Origin of the sequence: Streptomyces sp. NBC_01216 (genome assembly GCF_035994945.1) — a bacterium.
Classification (GTDB): domain Bacteria; phylum Actinomycetota; class Actinomycetes; order Streptomycetales; family Streptomycetaceae; genus Streptomyces.
Genome location: NZ_CP108677.1, coordinates 4,917,143 through 4,936,633 on the forward strand (window position 1 = coordinate 4,917,143; position 19,491 = coordinate 4,936,633).

Here is a 19,491-nt window from a genome sequence, read left to right on the forward strand (position 1 = left end):
CCGTGCCAAGGGGGGCCCGAACGGGGGGCCCGGCAAGGTACCGTCGAATATGAGGCACCAGGAGTGCTGAACCAAGCACTCCCAGGCGAAGGGGAAGCACCTCGTGGCACGCATCGGTGATGGCGGCGACCTGCTCAAGTGCTCGTTCTGCGGAAAGAGCCAGAAGCAGGTGAAGAAGCTCATCGCGGGACCCGGTGTGTACATCTGCGATGAGTGCATCGACCTCTGCAACGAGATCATCGAGGAGGAGCTCGCGGAGACGAGCGAGGTGCGCTGGGAGGAACTCCCCAAGCCCCGCGAGATCTACGAGTTCCTCGAGGGGTACGTCGTCGGGCAGGAGCCCGCGAAGAAGGCCCTCTCGGTCGCGGTGTACAACCACTACAAGCGCGTGCAGGCCGGTGAGAACGGCGGCGCGCAGGGCCGCGACGACGCCATCGAGCTGGCGAAGTCCAACATCCTCCTGCTGGGCCCCACCGGCTCCGGCAAGACGTTGCTCGCGCAGACCCTGGCCCGGATGCTCAACGTCCCCTTCGCCATCGCCGACGCGACGGCGCTCACGGAGGCCGGCTACGTCGGCGAGGACGTCGAGAACATTCTGCTCAAGCTGATCCAGGCGGCCGACTACGACGTCAAGAAGGCCGAGACCGGGATCATCTACATCGACGAGATCGACAAGGTCGCCCGGAAGAGCGAGAACCCGTCGATCACCCGCGACGTCAGCGGTGAGGGCGTGCAGCAGGCCCTTCTCAAGATCCTGGAGGGCACCACGGCCTCCGTCCCGCCGCAGGGCGGCCGGAAGCACCCGCACCAGGAGTTCATCCAGATCGACACGACGAACGTGCTCTTCATCGTGGGCGGCGCCTTCGCCGGCCTGGAGAAGATCATCGAGTCGCGCGCCGGTGCCAAGGGCATCGGTTTCGGGGCGACGATCCGCTCGAAGCGCGAGATCGAGGCGAGTGACCAGTTCCAGGAGGTCATGCCGGAGGACCTGGTGAAGTTCGGGATGATCCCGGAGTTCATCGGCCGCCTGCCCGTGCTGACCTCCGTCCACAACCTGGACCGAGAGGCACTGCTCCAGATTCTGGTCGAGCCCCGCAACGCCCTGGTCAAGCAGTACCAGCGACTCTTCGAACTGGACGGCGTGGAGCTGGACTTCGACCGTCCGGCGCTCGAGGCCATCGCCGATCAGGCGATCCTGCGCGGCACGGGCGCACGTGGCCTGCGGGCCATCATGGAAGAGGTCCTGATGTCGGTGATGTACGAGGTGCCGTCCCGTAAGGACGTGGCCCGTGTGGTCATCACGGCGGACGTGGTGCACAACAACGTCAACCCGACGCTGGTGCCGCGGATCGTGAAGAACGACGGCCGTCACGAGAAGAGCGCCTGAGCGCCTGTCGGGTGGCCTTCGGCCGACAGGCTCTCAGGCCCACGTCGAACGTCAAGCCGAGGGCTGTCGTCGTGCGCCCGCCGGAGATGACGGGACAGCCTTGAGTGTCGTGTCCGCAGGTGGCGCCGGGTGTCGTGTGGGCCGGGAGGGATGTCCGGACACGCCGTGGTCCCGGGGCGGGTCACCGTGCCCGACGCGGCACCAGCCTGTACGGCAGTTCACGTCTCGACGCCCCGCCGGTGATCCGGCGGGGCGTCGGCGTGCCGGTCCCGGGTGGTCAGACCTTGACCCGGACCTCCTTGCGGAGCTTGGCGGTGAGTGACGCCGCCTCTTCCGGGGAGCCGGCCTTGCCCGCGGCGATGGAGGCCATGTCCATCGGCGTCACGAAGCCGACCGTGCTGTGGTCCGCCCATACGCAGACCGTCATGGTGAACGCCGGAGTGGCCTGGGCCGCGTCGGGCTTGGTCTTGGCCTGCTGGCACTTGAGGATCGCGCCGTCGAGTTCGGCCGGCGTGTACTCCTGCGGGCTGCCGATCAGTTCGGGCTCGTCGGCCTTGCCCTTGTCCTTGTCCGCTTCCCTCCTGATGGCGGCGAAGACCCCGTCGACCACTTTCTCCGGGTCGTCGATCTCGCCGTAGAGGCCGCTGAACGAGACCATCTTGGTGCCGAGCGGGTTGGACGCGTCCTTCACCTGATAGAAGGCACTGACGTCCTTGGCGTTCTCGACACCGTTCTGCTGCGCTTCCTTGAGGGACTCCTTGTTGCTCGAACCCCCCGTGCCAGGCGCCTTCTTGTACGTGCCGAGCACGGTCTCCGGGGTGACCAGCTTGTGCGGACCGTCGTCGGCGACCGAGGAACCGCCGCCACCGGTGGTGAAGTACCACGCGCCGCCGGCGACCAGCGCGAGTGCCAGCACCGCACCGCCGACGATCAGGCCCGTCTTCTTCTTCGGGGCCGCAGGCGGGGGCGGCGGGTAGCCGCCCGGCGCCTGGCCGTACGGCTGTTGCCCGCCGTATGGGGGCTGCTGGGGCGGCTGTCCGTAGGGTCCGGACTGCTGCTGGGGCGGCTGCCCGTACGGGCCGGGCTGCTGTGGGTAGCCGTACGGCTGCTGCGGCGGCACCCCCGGGGGAGCCTGCTGCGGATACCCGTAGCCGGGCTGGGGCGGACCGTACGGGCCGGGCTGCTGGGGCGGACCGTATGGGCCGGGCTGCTGGGGCTGGCCGCCGTACGGGCCGGGCTGCTGGTGACTCATGGACGGTTCCCCTCACAGGATGTCTTCGACTGGCGAACATCCTGTCGGAACCGTGGACCCGCCGGGGCGGGGGGCCTCACACCGTTACGGAACAATCGCGTTTCAGGACCACCCGGTGACACCCCTAAACTGGGCCCGTGACCGAGAACACTCAGCAGCAGCCAGCAGCCAACCCCGAACTGCCGACCCAGTACGCGCCGGCCGAAGTAGAGGGGAAGCTGTACGAGCGCTGGGTAGAGCGTGGTTACTTCGAGGCGGACGCGCACAGCGACAAGCCGCCCTACACCATCGTCATCCCGCCGCCCAACGTCACCGGCTCCCTCCACCTGGGCCACGCCTTCGAGCACACGCTGATCGACGCGCTGACCCGCCGCAAGCGGATGCAGGGGTACGAGACGCTGTGGCAGCCGGGCATGGACCACGCGGGCATCGCCACGCAGAACGTCGTCGAGCGGGAGCTCGCCAAGGAGGGGAAGTCGCGCCACGATCTGGGGCGCGAGGCGTTCGTCGAACGCGTCTGGCGGTGGAAGGGCGAGTCCGGCGGGCAGATCTCCGGGCAGATGAAGCGGCTGGGCGACGGCGTCGCCTGGTCGCGTGAGCGCTTCACCATGGACGAGGGCCTGTCCCGTTCCGTCCAGACCATCTTCAAGAAGCTCTACGACGACGAACTGATCTACCGCGCCGAGCGCATCATCAACTGGTGTCCGCGCTGCCTCACGGCCATCTCCGACATCGAGGTCGAGTACCAGGACGACGACGGAGAACTCGTCTCCATCCGGTACGGCTCCGGGGACAGTGAGATCGTCGTCGCCACCACGCGCGCCGAGACGATGCTCGGTGACACGGCCGTCGCCGTCCACCCGGACGACGAGCGGTACCGGCACCTGGTCGGCACCGAGATCGAGCTGCCGCTCACCGGCCGCCGGATTCCGGTCGTCGCCGACGAGCACGTCGACCCCGAGTTCGGCACCGGCGCCGTCAAGGTGACGCCCGCTCACGACCCGAACGACTTCGAGATCGGCCGGCGCCACGACCTGCCGAACCTCGCCGTCATGGACGAGCGCGCCGTCATCACCGCGCACGGCCCCTTCCAGGGCCTGGACCGCCTGGAGGCCCGTTCCGCCATCGTCGCCGCACTGCGCGCCGAGGGCCGTGTCGTCGCCGAGAAGCGTCCGTACTCCCACTCCGTCGGCCACTGCTCGCGCTGCAAGACCACCATCGAGCCGCGCTTGTCGATGCAGTGGTGGGTCAAGGTCGGGCCGCTCGCCCAGGCCGCCGGCGACGCGGTCCGCGACGGCCGGGTCAAGATCCACCCGCAGGAGATGGAGAAGCGGTACTTCGACTGGGTCGACAACCTGCACGACTGGTGCATCTCGCGCCAGCTGTGGTGGGGCCACCGCATCCCGGTCTGGTACGGACCGAACGGCGAGGTCGTCTGTGTCGGCCCGGACGACGAGGCCCCCACGGGCGAGGGCTGGCACCAGGACACGGACGTCCTCGACACGTGGTTCTCGTCCGGTCTGTGGCCGTTCTCCACCCTCGGATGGCCCGAGCGGACCCCGGACCTGGCGAAGTTCTACCCCAACTCCGTGCTGGTCACGGGCTACGACATCCTCTTCTTCTGGGTCGCCCGGATGATGATGTTCGGCCTGTACGCCATGGACGGCACCCCGCCGTTCCACACCATCGCCCTGCACGGCATGGTCCGCGACCAGTTCGGCAAGAAGATGTCGAAGTCCTTCGGCAACGCGGTCAACCCCCTGGACTGGATGGACACGTACGGCTCCGACGCCGTCAGGTTCACCCTCGCCCGTGGTGCCAACCCGGGAGTCGACGTCCCGATCGGCGAGGACTGGGTCCAGGCGTCCCGGAACTTCGCCAACAAGATCTGGAACGCCACCCGGTTCGCGCTGATGAACGGCGCGACCGTGGAGGGGCCGCTGCCGGACCCGTCGCGGATGTCGGCGACGGACCGCTGGATCCTCTCCCGTCTCAACAAGACGGTCGCCGAGGTCGACGCGTTCTACGACGACTACCAGTTCTCGAAGCTGTCCGACTCCCTCTACCACTTCGCCTGGGACGAGGTCTTCGACTGGTACGTCGAGCTGTCGAAGACCACGTTCTTCGCCGGCGGGGAGCAGGCCCGGGTCTCCGGCCGCGTCCTCGGCGAGGTGCTGGACGTGATGCTGCGACTGCTGCACCCGCTGGTTCCGTTCGTCACCGAGACGCTCTGGACCACGCTCACGGGCGAGGAGTCCGTCGTCGTCGCCGACTGGCCGAAGGACTCCGGCTTCCGCGACGACGCGGCCGAGGCCGAGATCGAGCTCGTCCAGCGCGTCGTCACCGAGGTCCGCCGGTTCCGCTCGGACCAGGGGCTGCAGCCCGGCCAGAAGGTCCCGGCCCGTCTGGAGTTCGCCGGCACGGCGCTCGTCCCGCACGAGGCCGCCGTCCGGCAGCTGCTGCGTCTCCAGCCGGAGGGCGAGGGCTTCGCCGCCACCGCCTCCCTGCCGGTCGCCGGGGCGACCGTCGCGCTCGACCTGTCGGGGGCCATCGACGTCGTCGCGGAGCGCAAGCGACTCGCCAAGGACCTCGCGGCGGCCGAGAAGGAGAAGGCGCAGGCCAACGGCAAGCTCGGCAACGAGGCATTCCTGGCCAAGGCGCCGGATCAGGTGGTCGAGAAGATCCGCACGCGTCTGGCCAAGGCGGACGAGGACATCGCCCGGATCCAGGCGCAGCTGGACGGGCTGCCGCAGGTCTGAGGACCGGCACCCGGTGACCGGGCCGACCGGCCGGCGCGGGCCCGGAACCGACGGGTTCCTGGCCCGCGCCGCCGTCCGGGCGCGGGACGTTCCCCGGCCACGGCCACGGCCGGCGCACCTCCGGACGCGGCCTTGGCCGCCGGGGCGGCCCGGCCGGTTCCGCCGACGGTGGACCGGAGGTCCCCGGATGGGGTGGGTCCGCGTTCCCGTCGGTCCCCCTCCGTAGACTGGGCGCGTGAGTGAGCCCCGCGACCAGTTCGACGAGTCCGACCCTTTCGACCGCATCGTCGACGCCGAGACCGACCGTGACCCCGACCTGGCGGTGATCGAGGCCGGCAGCCGTACGCTGCGCGCGCGGTCCGGTCCGCCCCAGGGCGACCCCGTGCCCGCGCGGCCCGCCGATCCGGAGGTGGACAAGGCGCTGCGGGAGGTGGAGACCGAGCTGGCGACGCGATGGGGCGAGACCAAGCTGGAGCCGTCGGTCCGCCGGATCGCCGCGCTGATGGACGTCCTGGGTGAGCCGCAGCGCGCGTACCCCTCGATCCACATCACCGGCACCAACGGCAAGACATCCACGGCACGGATGGTCGAGGCCCTGCTCGGTGCGTTCGAGCTGCGGACCGGGCGGTACACCTCGCCGCACGTGCAGACGATCACCGAGCGGATCAGCCTGGACGGCGCCCCGATCCCCGCCGAGCGGTTCGTGGAGACGTACCAGGACATCAAGCCGTACGTGGAGATGGTCGACGCCCGTGAGGAGTTCCGGCTCTCCTTCTTCGAGGTCGTCACCGGTATGGCCTACGCGGCCTTCGCCGACGCCCCGGTGGACGTGGCGGTCGTCGAGGTGGGCATGGGTGGCACCTGGGACGCCACGAACGTCATCGACGCGCCGGTCGCCGTCGTGACCCCCATCGACCTGGACCACACCGACCGGCTCGGCCACACACCCGGCGAGATCGCGGGGGAGAAGTCCGGGATCATCAAGCAGGGCGCGACCGTGATCCTGGCCCAGCAGCCGGTGGACGCGGCACAGGTCATGCTGAAGAAGGCCGTCGAGGCGGACGCGACGGTGGCCCGCGAGGGCATGGAGTTCGGCGTCGTCCGGCGCGAGGTCGCGGTGGGCGGCCAGCTGCTGACCCTGCGTGGACTCGGCGGTGAGTACGACGAGGTCTTCCTGCCGCTGTACGGCCCGTACCAGGCGCACAACGCCGCGGTGGCGCTGGCGGCGGTCGAGGCGTTCTTCGGCATCGGCGCGGAGCAGGCCCGCGCCCTGGACGTCGAGACGGTCCGCCGGGCCTTCGCCTCGGTGTTCTCGCCGGGCCGGCTGGAGGTCGTGCGCAGCTCCCCGACGGTGATCCTGGACGCGGCGCACAACCCGGCGGGGGCGCGGGCGACGGCGGACGGCATCGCGGAGTCCTTCGGCTTCTCCCGTCTGATCGGGGTGGTGAGCACCAGCGCCGACAAGGACGCCCGGGGGCTGTTGGAGGCGTTCGAGCCGATCTTCGCCGAGGTCGTGGTCACGGCGAACTCCAGCCCGCGCGCCACCGACGTGGACGCGCTCGCGGCGATCGCCGTAGAGGTCTTCGGCGACGACCGGGTGGTCGTCGAGCCGCGTCTGGACGACGCGATCGAGGCGGCGATCACGCTCGCGGAGGAAGAGGACGAGTACGCCGGCGCGGGTGTGCTGGTGACCGGTTCGATCTTCACGGTCGGCGACGCCCGACTGCTGCTCGGAAGGGGCTGACCCGGATGCGTACGCTCTGTGCCTCGACCCTGATCGGCGAGGTCTTCGTGATCGGTTTCGCCGGTCTGGTCGCCATGAAGGACGACAGCCTGTCGATGACGGCGGTCTGGGCGGTCTGCGGTGCCGGGATGCTGCTTTCGGTCCTGCTCTGCGGCATGCTCACCCGGCCGGGCGGCCTCCAGCTCGGCTGGGCGCTGCAGGCCGCCCTGATCGCGAGCGGCTTCGTGGTGCCGGTGATGTTCTTCCTCGGCGCGGTCTTCGCGGTGTTGTGGTGGGCCTCGATCCACTACGGCCGCAAGATCGACGAGGCGAAGGCGCGGTGGGCCGCGCAGGCGGAGGCGGCGGAGGCCGCGGCCTCCGCTCCGTGATCGGTCTCCCGAGAGCTTGACGCTGCGTAATCGTGCGTCGAGTCCGCCCTGTAGCCTCTGAGGTCCCGCACACCGCCTGACGAAGGAGTCCCCACCGTGAGCCAGCGCAGTCTTGTCCTGCTCAAGCCCGACGCCGTCCGCCGTGGCCTGATCGGTGAGATCATCGGCCGCATCGAGCGGAAGGCCGGCTGGACCATCGCCGCTCTGGAGCTGCGCGAGCTCGGTCAGGACGCGCTGGAGCAGCACTACGGCGAGCACAAGGGCAAGCCCTTCTACGAGCCGCTGATGGGCTTCATGCAGTCCGGTCCGGTCGTGGCCCTGGTCGTCGAGGGCGAGCGCGTCATCGAGGGCCTGCGCACCCTCGCCGGACCGACCGACCCGATCGCCGCCGCCCCCGGCTCCATCCGCGGCGACTTCGGGACCATCGTCCGCGAGAACCTGATCCACGCCTCGGACTCCGAGGAGTCGGCCATGCGGGAGCTGAAGATCTTCTTCCCGGGGCTCGTCTGACCCGCTCGCTGAGCCGATGTCAGCCGAACACCGCAATGACCTGGGGCGACCGAAGGAATTTCGGTCGCCCCTGGGCATATGAACGGCACAACCGGGAACGCATCGCAGCGTCCTACCGTCACCTATACAGAGGTGGACCGCCGCGCGGTATCCGTGGGGGCCGCACTACGATGGAAATTCCAGCCGCAGTACCCTCACCACCACCTCGCCGACCTGAGAAGCCGTCAACGCTCCGCTAGGGAAGGCCCGACGCATCCTCATGGGAAACAAGGGGAACTCAATGTCGTTCATCGGCCGTGACATGGCTGTCGACCTCGGGACCGCCAACACGCTGGTGTACGTCAGGGGTCGAGGCATCGTTCTGAACGAGCCGTCCGTCGTCGCGATCAACACCAACACCGGTGGCATCCTGGCGGTCGGGGCCGAGGCGAAGAAGATGATCGGCCGGACGCCCGGCAACATCGTCGCCGTCCGGCCGCTGAAGGACGGCGTGATCGCCGACTTCGAGATCACCGAGCGGATGCTCCGCTACTTCATCCTCAAGATCCACAAGCGTCGCTACCTGGCCCGCCCGCGGGTCGTCGTGTGCGTGCCCTCCGGCATCACCGGAGTGGAGCGCCGCGCCGTGATCGAGGCGTCGACCCAGGCCGGCGCCCGCCAGGTGCACATCATCGAGGAGCCCATGGCCGCGGCCATCGGCTCGGGTCTGCCGGTCCACGAGGCGACCGGCAACATGGTCGTGGACATCGGCGGCGGCACCACCGAGGTCGCCGTGATCTCGCTGGGCGGAATCGTCACGGCACAGTCGATCCGCGTCGCCGGGGACGAGCTGGACAACGCGATCATCCAGCACATCAAGAAGGAGTACTCGCTCCTCCTCGGGGAACGCACCGCCGAGCAGATCAAGATCACCATCGGCTCGGCGTACGACCTCGACAAGGACGAGCACACCGAGATCCGCGGCCGTGACCTCGTCTCCGGGCTGCCGAAGACCGTGGTGATCTCCGCCGCCGAGGTCCGCAAGGCCATCGAGGAGCCGGTCAACGCCATCGTCGACGCGGTGAAGACGACCCTCGACAAGTGCCCGCCGGAGCTCTCCGGTGACGTGATGGACCGCGGCATCGTTCTCACGGGTGGCGGCGCACTGCTGCGCGGGCTCGACGAGCGGCTTCGCCGGGAGACCGGGATGCCCATCCACATCGCCGAGGACCCGCTGGACTCGGTGGCGCTCGGGTCGGGCAAGTGTGTGGAGGAGTTCGAGGCCCTCCAGCAGGTCCTGGACGCGCAACCCCGCCGATAACGGAGCGGTGACGATCCGCTGCACGGGTGGCAAGAACCCCCGCGCAGCGGATCGTTGATATAACGACACGAACCGCACGGAACAACCGAACCAAGAGGAAAGGCACGGCCGCCGCACGTGAGGGACACACGAGAGAGCCGGCTGCTCCTGGTGCTGCTGATCGCCATCGCGTTCGCGCTGATCACGGTGGACATCCGCGGCGGCGAGGAGTCACCGGTGGACGGTGCCCGGCAAGCCGCCGCCACGGTCTTCGGACCGGTCGAGAACGGTGTCGCGGCAGCCGTCGACCCGATCGGCAACGCGATAGGGGCGGTGCGGGACTCCGGGGAGCGGCACACCAGGATCGCGGCCCTGGAGCGTGAGAACGCCGCCCTCAAGGCCAAGCTCGGCAGCGACGACCGCAACCGCAACCGGATCCGCGAACTCGACGCCATGCTGAAGACGGCCGGCGCCGGACAGTACGGCATCAAGGGCGCCGAGGTCATCGCCATAGGGGCGGCCCAGGGATTCTCCTGGACCGTCACCATCGACGCCGGCGCCGACGACGGCATCCGGCGGGACATGACCGTCCTCAACGGTTCCGGTCTCGTCGGCCGCGTGACCACCGTCGGCCCGTCCACCGCCACGGTCCTGCTCGCCAACGACCCCGACTTCACCGTCGGCACCCGCATGGAGAAGACCGACGAACTCGGCTTCGCCACCGGCCAGGGGGACCGCCCGCTGCTCGTCCAGCTCCTCAACGGCAAGGCCAAGGTGAAGAACGGCGACCGGCTCGTCACCTTCGGCTCGCAGGCCGACAAGCCCTTCGTGCCCGGAGTCCCGGTCGGCGAGGTCGTCCGGGTCGACCCCGCCGGCGGTGGTCTCACCCGCAACGTCTACGTCCGCCCGTACGTCGGCTTCACCAAGCTCGACATCGTCGGCGTCGTGGTCCAGGCCCCGCGCACCGACCCCCGGGACATGGTCCTGCCCGCCAAGCCGAAGCCCGCGCCGACGGTCACCGTCACGGTCACCCCGTCCCCGGCGGACGGACAGCGGCAGGAGAACCAGCAGGACCTGCCCCAGTCCCAGGGCACCGCCCGCAACGAAGAGGAGGGAGTCACGCCGTGAAGTTCAACCGCATCCTGCTCTCCACCACCCTCGTCGTGGTCGCCCTGGTCGTCCAGGTCTCCGTCCTGGCCCGCCTCCAGCTCCCCGGCGCCGTCCCGGACCTCGTACTGCTGACCGTCCTCGGCCTCGCCCTGGTGTACGGGCCCGTAGGCGGCTGCCTGATCGGCTTCGGCGCGGGACTCCTCGCCGACCTCGCGCCGCCCGCCGACCACGCCGTCGGCCGCTACGCCCTCGTCCTCTGCGTCATCGGCTACCTCGCCGGACTCGCCCGCCCCGACAACGGCCGGCTGAAGTCCGCCACCGGCCCGATGGCCGTGGTCGTCGCCGCCGCGATCGGCTCCACCCTCCTCTACGCCGGTGTCGGCGCACTCGTCGGCGACACCGCCGCCCGCCACGTCGGCCTCGGGTCGCTGCTGTTCACCGCCGCCGTCTACGACCTCCTCCTCGCGCCCTTCGCCGTGCCGCTGATCATGGCGCTGGCCCGGCGCGCCGAGAACGACCCGCTCGCCGAGTCCGGCGGAGGCGGCACCGACGTGGCCACCGGCTGGCTCTCCTCCGGCACCGGCCTGCGGATCGGCAGCCAGCGCAGCGGCCTGCGCGTGAAGGCCGCCCGCGGCAGAGCCGCGCGCGCCGGACGCATCAAGGGAGTCAAGCGACTGTGACCGAGGGGGCACCCGCAGTATGAGCAACATTCCCGAGACCGGGCGGACCCCCAGGGTCCGGATCCGGCTCGTCGTCATCCAGGTTCTCGTCTTCTCCCTCCTGCTCACCCTCGGCGGGCGCCTCTGGTACCTCCAGATCCGCAACGGTCAGGAGTACACCGACGAGGCCAAGAACAACGGCGTCCAGCGCGTGGTCCAGCCCGCCGTGCGCGGCTCCATCCTCGACGCCCGGGGCGTCCCGCTCGCCGACAACGAGACCCGGCTCGTGGTCTCCGCGTCCCGCACCGAGCTCATGAAGATGAAGGACGACGGCAAGGGCGTCCTGACCCGCCTCGCCGAGGTCCTGGGCATGAAACCCCAGGACGTGATGGACAAGGTGCGGCTCTGCGACTCCCAGACCCCGCAACCCTGCTGGAACGGCTCGCCCTACCAGCCGATCCCGGTCACCGCCGAGGCCACCACCCAGCAGGCGCTCCAGATCCGCGAGCGCGCCGAGGACTTCCCCGGCATCACCGCCGAACCGACCGCCGTCCGCCGCTATCCGGCCCCCGGCAAGTCGCGGACCTCACAGGTCCTCGGCTACCTCTCGCCCGTGACCGACGCCGAGATCGAGAAGGCCAAGGACAGCGAGTCGCCCTTCCTCCGCTCCGACCAGGTCGGCCGCTCCGGACTGGAGCGCACCTACGACCGGGAACTGCGCGGAAACGCCGGCATCACCCGCTACGAGGTCGACAACCTCGGCCGGGTCATCGGGGAGGCCAAGAGCGACAAGGCCGTGCCCGGCTCCAACGTCGTCACCTCCATCGACGCCCGCGTCCAGGCGGTCGCCGAGTGGGAGCTGCACAACGCGATGGTCGAGGCCCGCAAGGTGCACGACCGCAACACCAACGAGAACTACAAGGCCGATTCCGGGGCCGTCGTCGTCATGGAGGCGAAGACCGGCCGGATCGTCGCCATGGCCTCGCTGCCCGACTATGACCCCAACGCCTGGGTCGGCGGCATCTCCGGCAAGGACTACGCGGCCCTGACCAGCAAGGAGTCCAACCTCCCGCTGCTCAACCGGGCCATCCAGGGCCAGGCGGCGCCCGGCTCGATCTTCAAGGTCGTCTCCTCGGCTGCCGCGGTCAGCGCCGGCTACGACTTCAACGGCCGCTACCCGTGCCCCTCCTCGTACTCCATCGGCAACCAGGTCTTCAAGAACTTCGAGTCCCAGGGCCACGGCTCCATCACCCTCGGACAGGCCCTCGAGGTCTCCTGCGACACCGTCTACTACGCCCTGTCCCACCAGCAGTGGCAGAAGGACGGCGGCATGAAGCCGAAGAAGAACGCGAAGGACTGGTTCTACACGACCGCCCACCAGTTCGGCCTCGGTGCCGAGACCGGCATCGACCTTCCCAACGAGGTCACCGGACGCATCCCCGACCGGAAGTGGAAGCAGAGCTTCTGGGCGGCCAACAAGGACTACTGGTGCAAGATCGGCAAGCGCGGCGGCACCTATGTCGAGCAGCTCAGCTACGAGAACTGCCTCGAAGGCAACCTGATGCGCGCCGGTGACTCCGTCAACTACTCCATCGGCCAGGGCGACACCCTCGTCACCCCGATCCAGATGGCCACCATCTACGCCGCCATCTCCAACGGCGGCACACTGTGGAACCCGAGCGTCGGCAAGGCCGTCATCAGCCCCGACGGCAAGAAGGTCACCGAGATCAAGCCCACCTCCCATGGCAAGCTCCCCATGAGCGCCGAGACCCAGGGTCTGATAGACGAGGCCCTCGCGGGAGTCGCGACCCGCGGCACCGCCGCCTGGCGATTCGGCGGCTGGCCGCAGGACAAGATCCCGATGCACGCCAAGACGGGTACCGCGGAGGTCTACGGCAAGCAGACGACCTCCTGGTTCGCCACGTACACCAAGGACTACGCGATCGTCATGACGATCTCCCAGGGTGGTACGGGCTCCGGCGCCTCCGGCCCCGCCGTGCGCAACATCTACGACGCGCTCTACGGACTCGACGACTCGGGCCGGCAGGACCTCAAGCGCGCACTGCTGCCGCAGCCGCAGAAGGGCCTGCCCAAGATCGAGTCCGACGGCTCCATCGACGCCCCCAAGATCAAGCCGTACGACCCCGAAGCGCAGCAGGCCGACCCGCTCGAGCAGGGCGGCGACGCACCGGCCGACCCGGCCACCGACGCCGCCCGGCGGGACGACCAGGAACTCGCGGGCCCGCCCGCCGCCTGGCGGAGGGACTGAACCGATGACCGCGCCCCACGGCTTCTCCGTCTCCCGCTACGCGCCCGAGCGCGGCGCCCTCGCGAAGCTCACCGCCCGTGGCTCGGTGCTGCGCCGGCTCGACTGGCCGATGCTGCTCGCCGCGCTCGCCCTCTCCTTCATGGGCGCACTGCTCGTCTGGTCCGCCACCCGCGGCCGAACCGAACTCAACAACGGCGACCCGTACTACTTCCTGTTCCGCCACGTCCTGAACACGGGCATCGGCCTCGCTCTGATGATCGGCACCGTCTGGCTCGGACACCGCACCCTGCGCGGCGCGGTGCCGGTCCTCTACGGCCTCTCGATCGTGCTGATCCTCGCCGTCCTCACCCCGCTCGGCGCCACCATCAACGGTGCCCACGCCTGGATCGTCATCGGCGGCGGCTTCTCGCTCCAGCCCAGCGAGTTCGTGAAGATCACGATCATCCTGATCATGGCGATGCTGCTGGCGGCCAAGGTCGACGCCGGCGACCAGCTGTACCCCGACCACCGCACCGTCGCCAAGGCCCTCTGCCTGGCCGCGCTGCCCATGGCCATCGTCATGCTGATGCCCGACCTCGGCTCGGTCATGGTGATGGCGGTCATCGTGCTCGGCGTGCTCCTCGCCTCCGGCGCCTCCCACCGCTGGGTCCTCGGCCTGATCGGCGCGGGCGTCCTCGGCGCCGTCCTCGTCACCACGCTCGGCATGCTCGACGAGTACCAGATCAACCGCTTCGCCGCCTTCGCCAACCCCGACCTCGACCCGGCCGGCGTCGGCTACAACACCAACCAGGCCCGCATCGCCATCGGCTCCGGCGGGCTGACCGGCTCCGGCCTCTTCCAGGGCTCGCAGACCACCGGCCGCTTCGTCCCCGAACAGCAGACCGACTTCGTCTTCACCGTGGCCGGCGAGGAACTCGGCTTCCTCGGCGCCGGACTGATCCTGGCCCTGCTCGGGGTCGTCCTCTGGCGGGCCTGCCGCATCGCCCGCGAGACCACCGAGCTGTACGGCACCGTCGTCGCCGCCGGCATCATCGCCTGGTTCGCCTTCCAGTCCTTCGAGAACATCGGCATGACCCTCGGCATCATGCCCGTCGCCGGCCTCCCTCTGCCGTTCGTCTCCTACGGCGGGTCCTCGATGTTCGCGGTGTGGGTGGCGATCGGACTGCTCCAGTCCATCAGGGTGCAGCGGCCGATAGCCGCGTAGGGCCTCTGCCGTTCCGTGCGCCGCGCGCCTACATTCGATGCATGGCGGAGACGAAGCGCGAGATCGAGCGGAAGTACGAAGCCACACCCGGCACGAGACTCCCGGACCTCACCCGAGCCCCGGGAGTCTCCGCCGTCCTGGAGCGGGGCGTCACCGAACTCGACGCCGTCTACTACGACACCGCCGGGCTGCGCCTGGCCGCCGACTCCCTCACCTTGCGCCGCCGCACCGGCGGCGGCGACGCGGGCTGGCACCTGAAGTTCCCCGTCGCCTCCGGCATCCGCGACGAGATCAGGGCCCCGCTGGCCGACACCCTGCCGCGCCCGCTCGCCGGGCTCCTGCGCTCCCGCGTCCGCGACGAGCGGGTCGTGCCCGTCGTCCGCCTCCGCTCCTCCCGCGACGTCCGCCACCTCCTGGACGCCTCCGGCACCCTCCTCGCCGAAGTCTCCGTCGACGTCGTCCACGCCGAACGCCTGGGCGGCGGAGGTGCCGGCGGGACCGGCTGGACCGAGATCGAGGTCGAACTCGCCGACGACGCCGACCCCGCCGTCCTCGACGCCGTCGAGAAACGCCTCAGGAAGGCCGGGGTCCACCCCTCCGCCTCGCCGTCGAAGCTCGCCCGGGCCCTGGAGGAGACCGGCGGCGGTCCCGCCACCCCCGGACGGACCCCGCCCACGGTCCCCGGCGAGCACACCGCCGGCGGCCTCGTTCTCGCCTACCTGCGCGACCAGTACGAGGCGATCGTCGCCCTCGACCCCGCCGTGCGCCGCGACATCCCCGACGCCGTCCACCGCATGCGGGTGGCCACCCGGCGGCTCCGCAGCGCCTTCAAGACCTACCGCAAGGTCCTCGATCGGACCGCCACCGACCCCCTCGGCGAAGAACTCACCTGGCTCGCCGGAGAACTCGGCGTCGCCCGCGACCAGGAAGTGCTCGCCGACCGGCTCCGCGCCGGCGTCGACGACCTGCCCCGCACCCTCGTCCTCGGCCCTGTGCGGGGCCGGCTGCGGATCTGGACCAGGACCCGCGCCGGCGCGGCACGGCGCCGGGTCCTCACCACCCTCGACTCCCCCCGTTACCTCGACCTCCTCGCCGCGCTCGACGACCTCCTCGCCGACCCCCCGCTGCGCCGGGCCGCCCACCGCGACGCGGGGCCCGTGCTCACCGCCGCGGTCCTCAGGGACCACGCCCGCCTCGCCGCCCGCGCCGAGCACGCCCTCGGACTGACGCCCGGCCACGAACTGGACCTCGCCCTGCACGAGACCCGCAAGGCCGCCAAACGCTGCCGCTACGCCGCCGAGGCCGCCACCCCCGCCCTCGGCAAGCCCGCCCGCAAGCTCGCCGAGAAGGTGAAGGCCGTCCAGTCCGTCCTCGGGGAGCACCAGGACGGGGTCGTCGCCCGCGACGCCCTGCGCCACCTGGCGGTCCAGGCCCACGCGGCGGGGGAGTCCGCCTTCACCTGGGGCCTCCTTCACGGACGCGAGGAAGCCGGCTGCGCGGCCCGCGAGCGGGAGTTCCCCCGGATCTGGGCCAAGGCATCCCACCCGGGACTCGGGGCGCCGGAGACCCGCTGAGCAACGGGTACGCTTGAGAGTCGCCCCCCGCCAGCTCACGAAGGTTCGAGATGTCTGCTGCCGAGTCTGTCTTCCCGCAGCTCGAAGCCCTGCTCCCGCACGTGCAGAAGCCGATCCAGTACGTCGGTGGAGAGCTGAACTCCACGGTCAAGCCGTGGGAGTCCGCCGACGTCCGCTGGGCACTCATGTACCCGGACGCGTACGAGGTGGGTCTGCCCAACCAGGGCGTCATGATCCTCTACGAGGTACTCAACGAGCGCGAGGGCGTCCTGGCCGAGCGGACGTACAGCGTCTGGCCGGACCTCGAAGAGCTGATGCGCGAGCACCGGGTGCCGCAGTTCACCGTGGACAGCCACCGCCCCGTCGGCGCCTTCGACGTCTTCGGCCTGAGCTTCTCCACCGAACTCGGCTACACCAACATGCTCACGGCCCTGGACCTGGCGGGCATCCCGCTGGAGTCCAGGGACCGCACCGTCGACCACCCGATCGTGCTGGCCGGCGGCCACGCCGCCTTCAACCCCGAGCCCATCGCCGACTTCATCGACGCGGCGATCATCGGTGACGGCGAGCAGGCCGTGCTCGACATGACCGAGATCATCCGCGCCTGGAAGGCCGAGGGCCGTCCGGGCGGGCGCGAGGAGGTCCTGCTCCGCCTCGCCAAGACCGGCTCGGTCTACATCCCCGGCTTCTACGACGTCGAGTACCTGCCCGACGGACGGATCGCCCGCGTCGTCCCCAACCGCTCCGGCGTGCCGTGGCGCGTGTCCAAGCACACCGTCATGGATCTCGACGAGTGGCCCTACCCCAAGCAGCCGCTCGTCCCGCTCGCCGAGACGGTCCACGAGCGGATGTCCGTCGAGATCTTCCGCGGCTGCACCCGAGGGTGCCGTTTCTGCCAGGCCGGCATGATCACGCGTCCCGTGCGGGAGCGAAGCATCACCGGCATCGGCGAGATGGTCGAGAAGGGTCTCAAGGCCACCGGCTTCGAGGAGGTCGGCCTGCTCTCGCTGTCGAGCGCCGACCACACCGAGATCGGTGACATCGCGAAGGGACTGGCGGACCGGTACGAAGAGGACAAGATCGGCCTGTCCCTCCCGTCCACCCGCGTCGACGCGTTCAACGTCGATCTCGCCAACGAGCTCACCAGGAACGGCCGCCGCTCCGGCCTCACCTTCGCCCCCGAGGGCGGCTCCGAGCGCATGCGCAAGGTCATCAACAAGATGGTCTCGGAGGAGGACCTCATCCGGACCGTCTCCACCGCCTACGGCAACGGCTGGCGCCAGGTGAAGCTGTACTTCATGTGCGGCCTTCCGACGGAGACCGACGAGGACGTCCTCCAGATCGGGGACATGGCGGTCAAGGTCATCGCCGAGGGCCGCAAGGTCTCCGGGCAGAACGACATCCGCTGCACCGTCTCCATCGGCGGCTTCGTGCCCAAGCCGCACACGCCGTTCCAGTGGGCGCCGCAGCTCTCCGCGGAGGAGACCGACGCGCGCCTGGGCAAGCTCCGCGACAAGATCCGCGGCGACAAGAAGTACGGTCGCTCGATCGGCTTCCGCTACCACGACGGCAAGCCCGGCATCGTCGAGGGCCTGCTGTCCCGCGGGGACCGCCGGATCGGCGCCGTCATCCGCGCGGTGTACGAGGACGGCGGACGCTTCGACGGCTGGCGCGAGCACTTCTCGTACGACCGCTGGATGGCCTGCGCCGAGAAGACCCTGCCCGAGCGGGGCGTCGACGTCGACTGGTACACGACGCGCGAGCGCACCTACGAGGAGGTCCTGCCCTGGGACCACCTGGACTCCGGCCTGGACAAGGACTGGCTCTGGGAGGACTGGCAGGACGCTCTGGACGAGACCGAGGTCGAGGACTGCCGCTGGACGCCGTGCTTCGACTGCGGCGTCTGCCCCCAGTTCGATACATGGCCGCAAACGGGACCGACGGGTAAGAAACTGCTCCCGCTGGAGGTCAAGAAGTAGCCGTGACCAGCGGCGATGCCGTCCGGAGGGTGACTGAGACGCTCGCCGGCGGGTCGCCGGGTACGTCTCCCGGGCCGTCCGGCGCTTCCTCGGCCGAGTGGCCTGGGTGCTGCGCGGGCGTCCAGCCGTCCGGTTCTGACGCGGCGTGTGCGTGCCGGGCGGCCACTGGGCCGCGACCACCGGATCCGGCTACCCGCCCGGAACGCGGCCGTCGTGGCCGGTCAGGCCGCCCGTGACACGCTCGCCCTCGCGCGTTCGACCGTGCGCCAGGCCCGCCGGGACGCCTGGCGCACCCTGATCGGAGGAGCCCGCGCCACCGAGCCTGTGGAACCGGCGATGGCCTCTGCGCGTACTCTGGGTAGTGCAACGAACGCCTCCGGCGCGGCGCCCGCACCCGAGATCTCCCCGCGAAAGCGGGGGTGAGCCGGTCGGGACCCCCAGGGGCCACCCGCTTTCGAGGGCGGCGCGCCACCGCGCCCGCTCCGCACCGAGGAGAAGAACCACTGGGCAAGCGACAGCCCGAAGGCCCGCCGCCCGCACCGGCGGTGCAGCGCATCAGACTGCGCTACACCAAGCGCGGCCGCCTCCGGTTCACCAGCCACCGTGACTTCCAGCGTGCGTTCGAGCGCGCGCTGCGCCGCGCCGAGGTGCCCATGGCGTACTCGGCCGGATTCACCCCGCACCCCAAGGTGTCGTACGCCAACGCCGCCCCCACGGGTACGGGCTCCGAGGCCGAGTACCTGGAGATCGCCCTCACCGAGAAGCGGGACCCGCTCACTCTGCGGACGCTGCTCGACGAGTCGCTCCCCGACGGCCTCGACATCACCGACGCGGTCGAGGCCCGGACCTCCGGACTCGCCGACCGGCTCACCGCCTCCGTGTGGGAGTTGCGTCTCGACGGCGTCACCGTCGAGGACGCGGAGAAGGCCGTGGCGGCCTTCCTCGCGGCCGGGACCGTGGAGGTCCAGCGCAAGACGAAGAACGGCATCCGCACCTTCGACGCCCGCCCCGCGGTCGCCGATCTCGCCGCCGGCCGTCCACAGGCGCGTTCCGAGGCTGATAGGCCACTGGACAATGCTTGTGCGATACTGCGGCTGGTTGTTCGGCACGTGACACCTGCCGTGCGACCCGACGACGTCCTGTCCGGTCTCCGAGCTGTGGCCGACCTGGCGCCGCCGGTCCCCGCAGCGGTGACCAGGCTGGCGCAGGGGCTCTTCGACGAGGAGTCCGGCACGGTGACCGACCCGCTCGCGCCCGACCGCGAGGCAGTCACGGCCGCTCCACCCACGGCCGCCGCGACCTCCTCAGCGACGGCGCCGGGTACCGGTACCGCGTAGGGAGCGGTCGTCGTAGCGCAGCCCTGGTACTCGGGAGCCACCTGGGTCGGGCAGCGCACG

The 19,491-nt window shown here is 70.2% G+C and carries 14 protein-coding genes; 13 read left to right on the forward strand and 1 reads right to left on the reverse strand.

Annotated elements, in window-relative coordinates:
- The first annotated feature begins 103 nt into the window (after positions 1-103).
- Complete coding sequence (gene clpX, locus OG393_RS21910) at positions 104-1,387, forward strand: ATP-dependent Clp protease ATP-binding subunit ClpX (protein ID WP_147978018.1); 1,284 nt, start codon at positions 104-106, stop codon at positions 1,385-1,387.
- A gap of 277 nt (positions 1,388-1,664) precedes the next feature.
- Here clpX and OG393_RS21915 read toward each other — a convergent pair whose 3' ends face one another.
- Positions 1,665-2,639 (reverse strand): hypothetical protein, encoded by a 975-nt coding sequence (locus OG393_RS21915; RefSeq protein WP_327376377.1) that lies wholly within the window; start codon positions 2,637-2,639, stop codon positions 1,665-1,667.
- 137 nt (positions 2,640-2,776) lie between these two features.
- On the opposite strand from OG393_RS21915, the gene OG393_RS21920 reads away from it, so the two are divergent.
- From OG393_RS21920 to OG393_RS21975, 12 genes are all read left to right on the forward strand, one after another.
- Positions 2,777-5,398 (forward strand): valine--tRNA ligase, encoded by a 2,622-nt coding sequence (locus OG393_RS21920; protein ID WP_327376378.1) that lies wholly within the window; start codon positions 2,777-2,779, stop codon positions 5,396-5,398.
- A 235-nt stretch (positions 5,399-5,633) separates the two neighbouring features.
- Positions 5,634-7,142 (forward strand): bifunctional tetrahydrofolate synthase/dihydrofolate synthase, encoded by a 1,509-nt coding sequence (gene folC, locus OG393_RS21925; RefSeq protein WP_327376379.1) that lies wholly within the window; start codon positions 5,634-5,636, stop codon positions 7,140-7,142.
- A gap of 5 nt (positions 7,143-7,147) precedes the next feature.
- Positions 7,148-7,510, forward strand: a complete 363-nt coding sequence (locus OG393_RS21930) for a DUF4233 domain-containing protein (RefSeq protein WP_327376380.1) — start codon at positions 7,148-7,150, stop codon at positions 7,508-7,510.
- A 96-nt stretch (positions 7,511-7,606) separates the two neighbouring features.
- Positions 7,607-8,020, forward strand: coding sequence for a nucleoside-diphosphate kinase (gene ndk, locus OG393_RS21935; protein WP_327376381.1), 414 nt, complete (start codon positions 7,607-7,609; stop codon positions 8,018-8,020).
- Between the two features lie 280 nt (positions 8,021-8,300).
- Entirely contained in the window at positions 8,301-9,320 is a 1,020-nt protein-coding gene (locus OG393_RS21940; RefSeq protein ID WP_017239313.1) for a rod shape-determining protein, read from the forward strand.
- Between the two features lie 117 nt (positions 9,321-9,437).
- Positions 9,438-10,427: a rod shape-determining protein MreC gene (mreC, locus tag OG393_RS21945; protein WP_327376382.1), complete on the forward strand. Its 990-nt coding sequence runs from the start codon at positions 9,438-9,440 to the stop codon at positions 10,425-10,427.
- Complete coding sequence (gene mreD, locus OG393_RS21950; RefSeq protein ID WP_327376383.1) at positions 10,424-11,089, forward strand: rod shape-determining protein MreD; 666 nt, start codon at positions 10,424-10,426, stop codon at positions 11,087-11,089. The genes mreC and mreD overlap by 4 nt, the downstream gene beginning before the upstream one ends.
- A gap of 19 nt (positions 11,090-11,108) precedes the next feature.
- Positions 11,109-13,337: a penicillin-binding protein 2 gene (mrdA, locus tag OG393_RS21955; RefSeq protein ID WP_327376384.1), complete on the forward strand. Its 2,229-nt coding sequence runs from the start codon at positions 11,109-11,111 to the stop codon at positions 13,335-13,337.
- 4 nt (positions 13,338-13,341) lie between these two features.
- Entirely contained in the window at positions 13,342-14,541 is a 1,200-nt protein-coding gene (gene rodA, locus OG393_RS21960) for a rod shape-determining protein RodA (RefSeq protein WP_327376385.1), read from the forward strand.
- 41 nt (positions 14,542-14,582) lie between these two features.
- The gene (locus tag OG393_RS21965) at positions 14,583-16,115 is read left to right on the forward strand and encodes a CYTH and CHAD domain-containing protein (RefSeq protein WP_327376386.1); all 1,533 of its coding nucleotides are present in this window, start codon (positions 14,583-14,585) and stop codon (positions 16,113-16,115) included.
- Between the two features lie 50 nt (positions 16,116-16,165).
- On the forward strand, positions 16,166-18,094 hold the full coding sequence (locus OG393_RS21970) for a TIGR03960 family B12-binding radical SAM protein (protein ID WP_327376387.1): 1,929 nt from the start codon (positions 16,166-16,168) through the stop codon (positions 18,092-18,094).
- A 545-nt stretch (positions 18,095-18,639) separates the two neighbouring features.
- The gene (locus tag OG393_RS21975) at positions 18,640-19,431 is read left to right on the forward strand and encodes a TIGR03936 family radical SAM-associated protein (protein ID WP_327376388.1); all 792 of its coding nucleotides are present in this window, start codon (positions 18,640-18,642) and stop codon (positions 19,429-19,431) included.
- Positions 19,432-19,491: the final 60 nt, after the last annotated feature.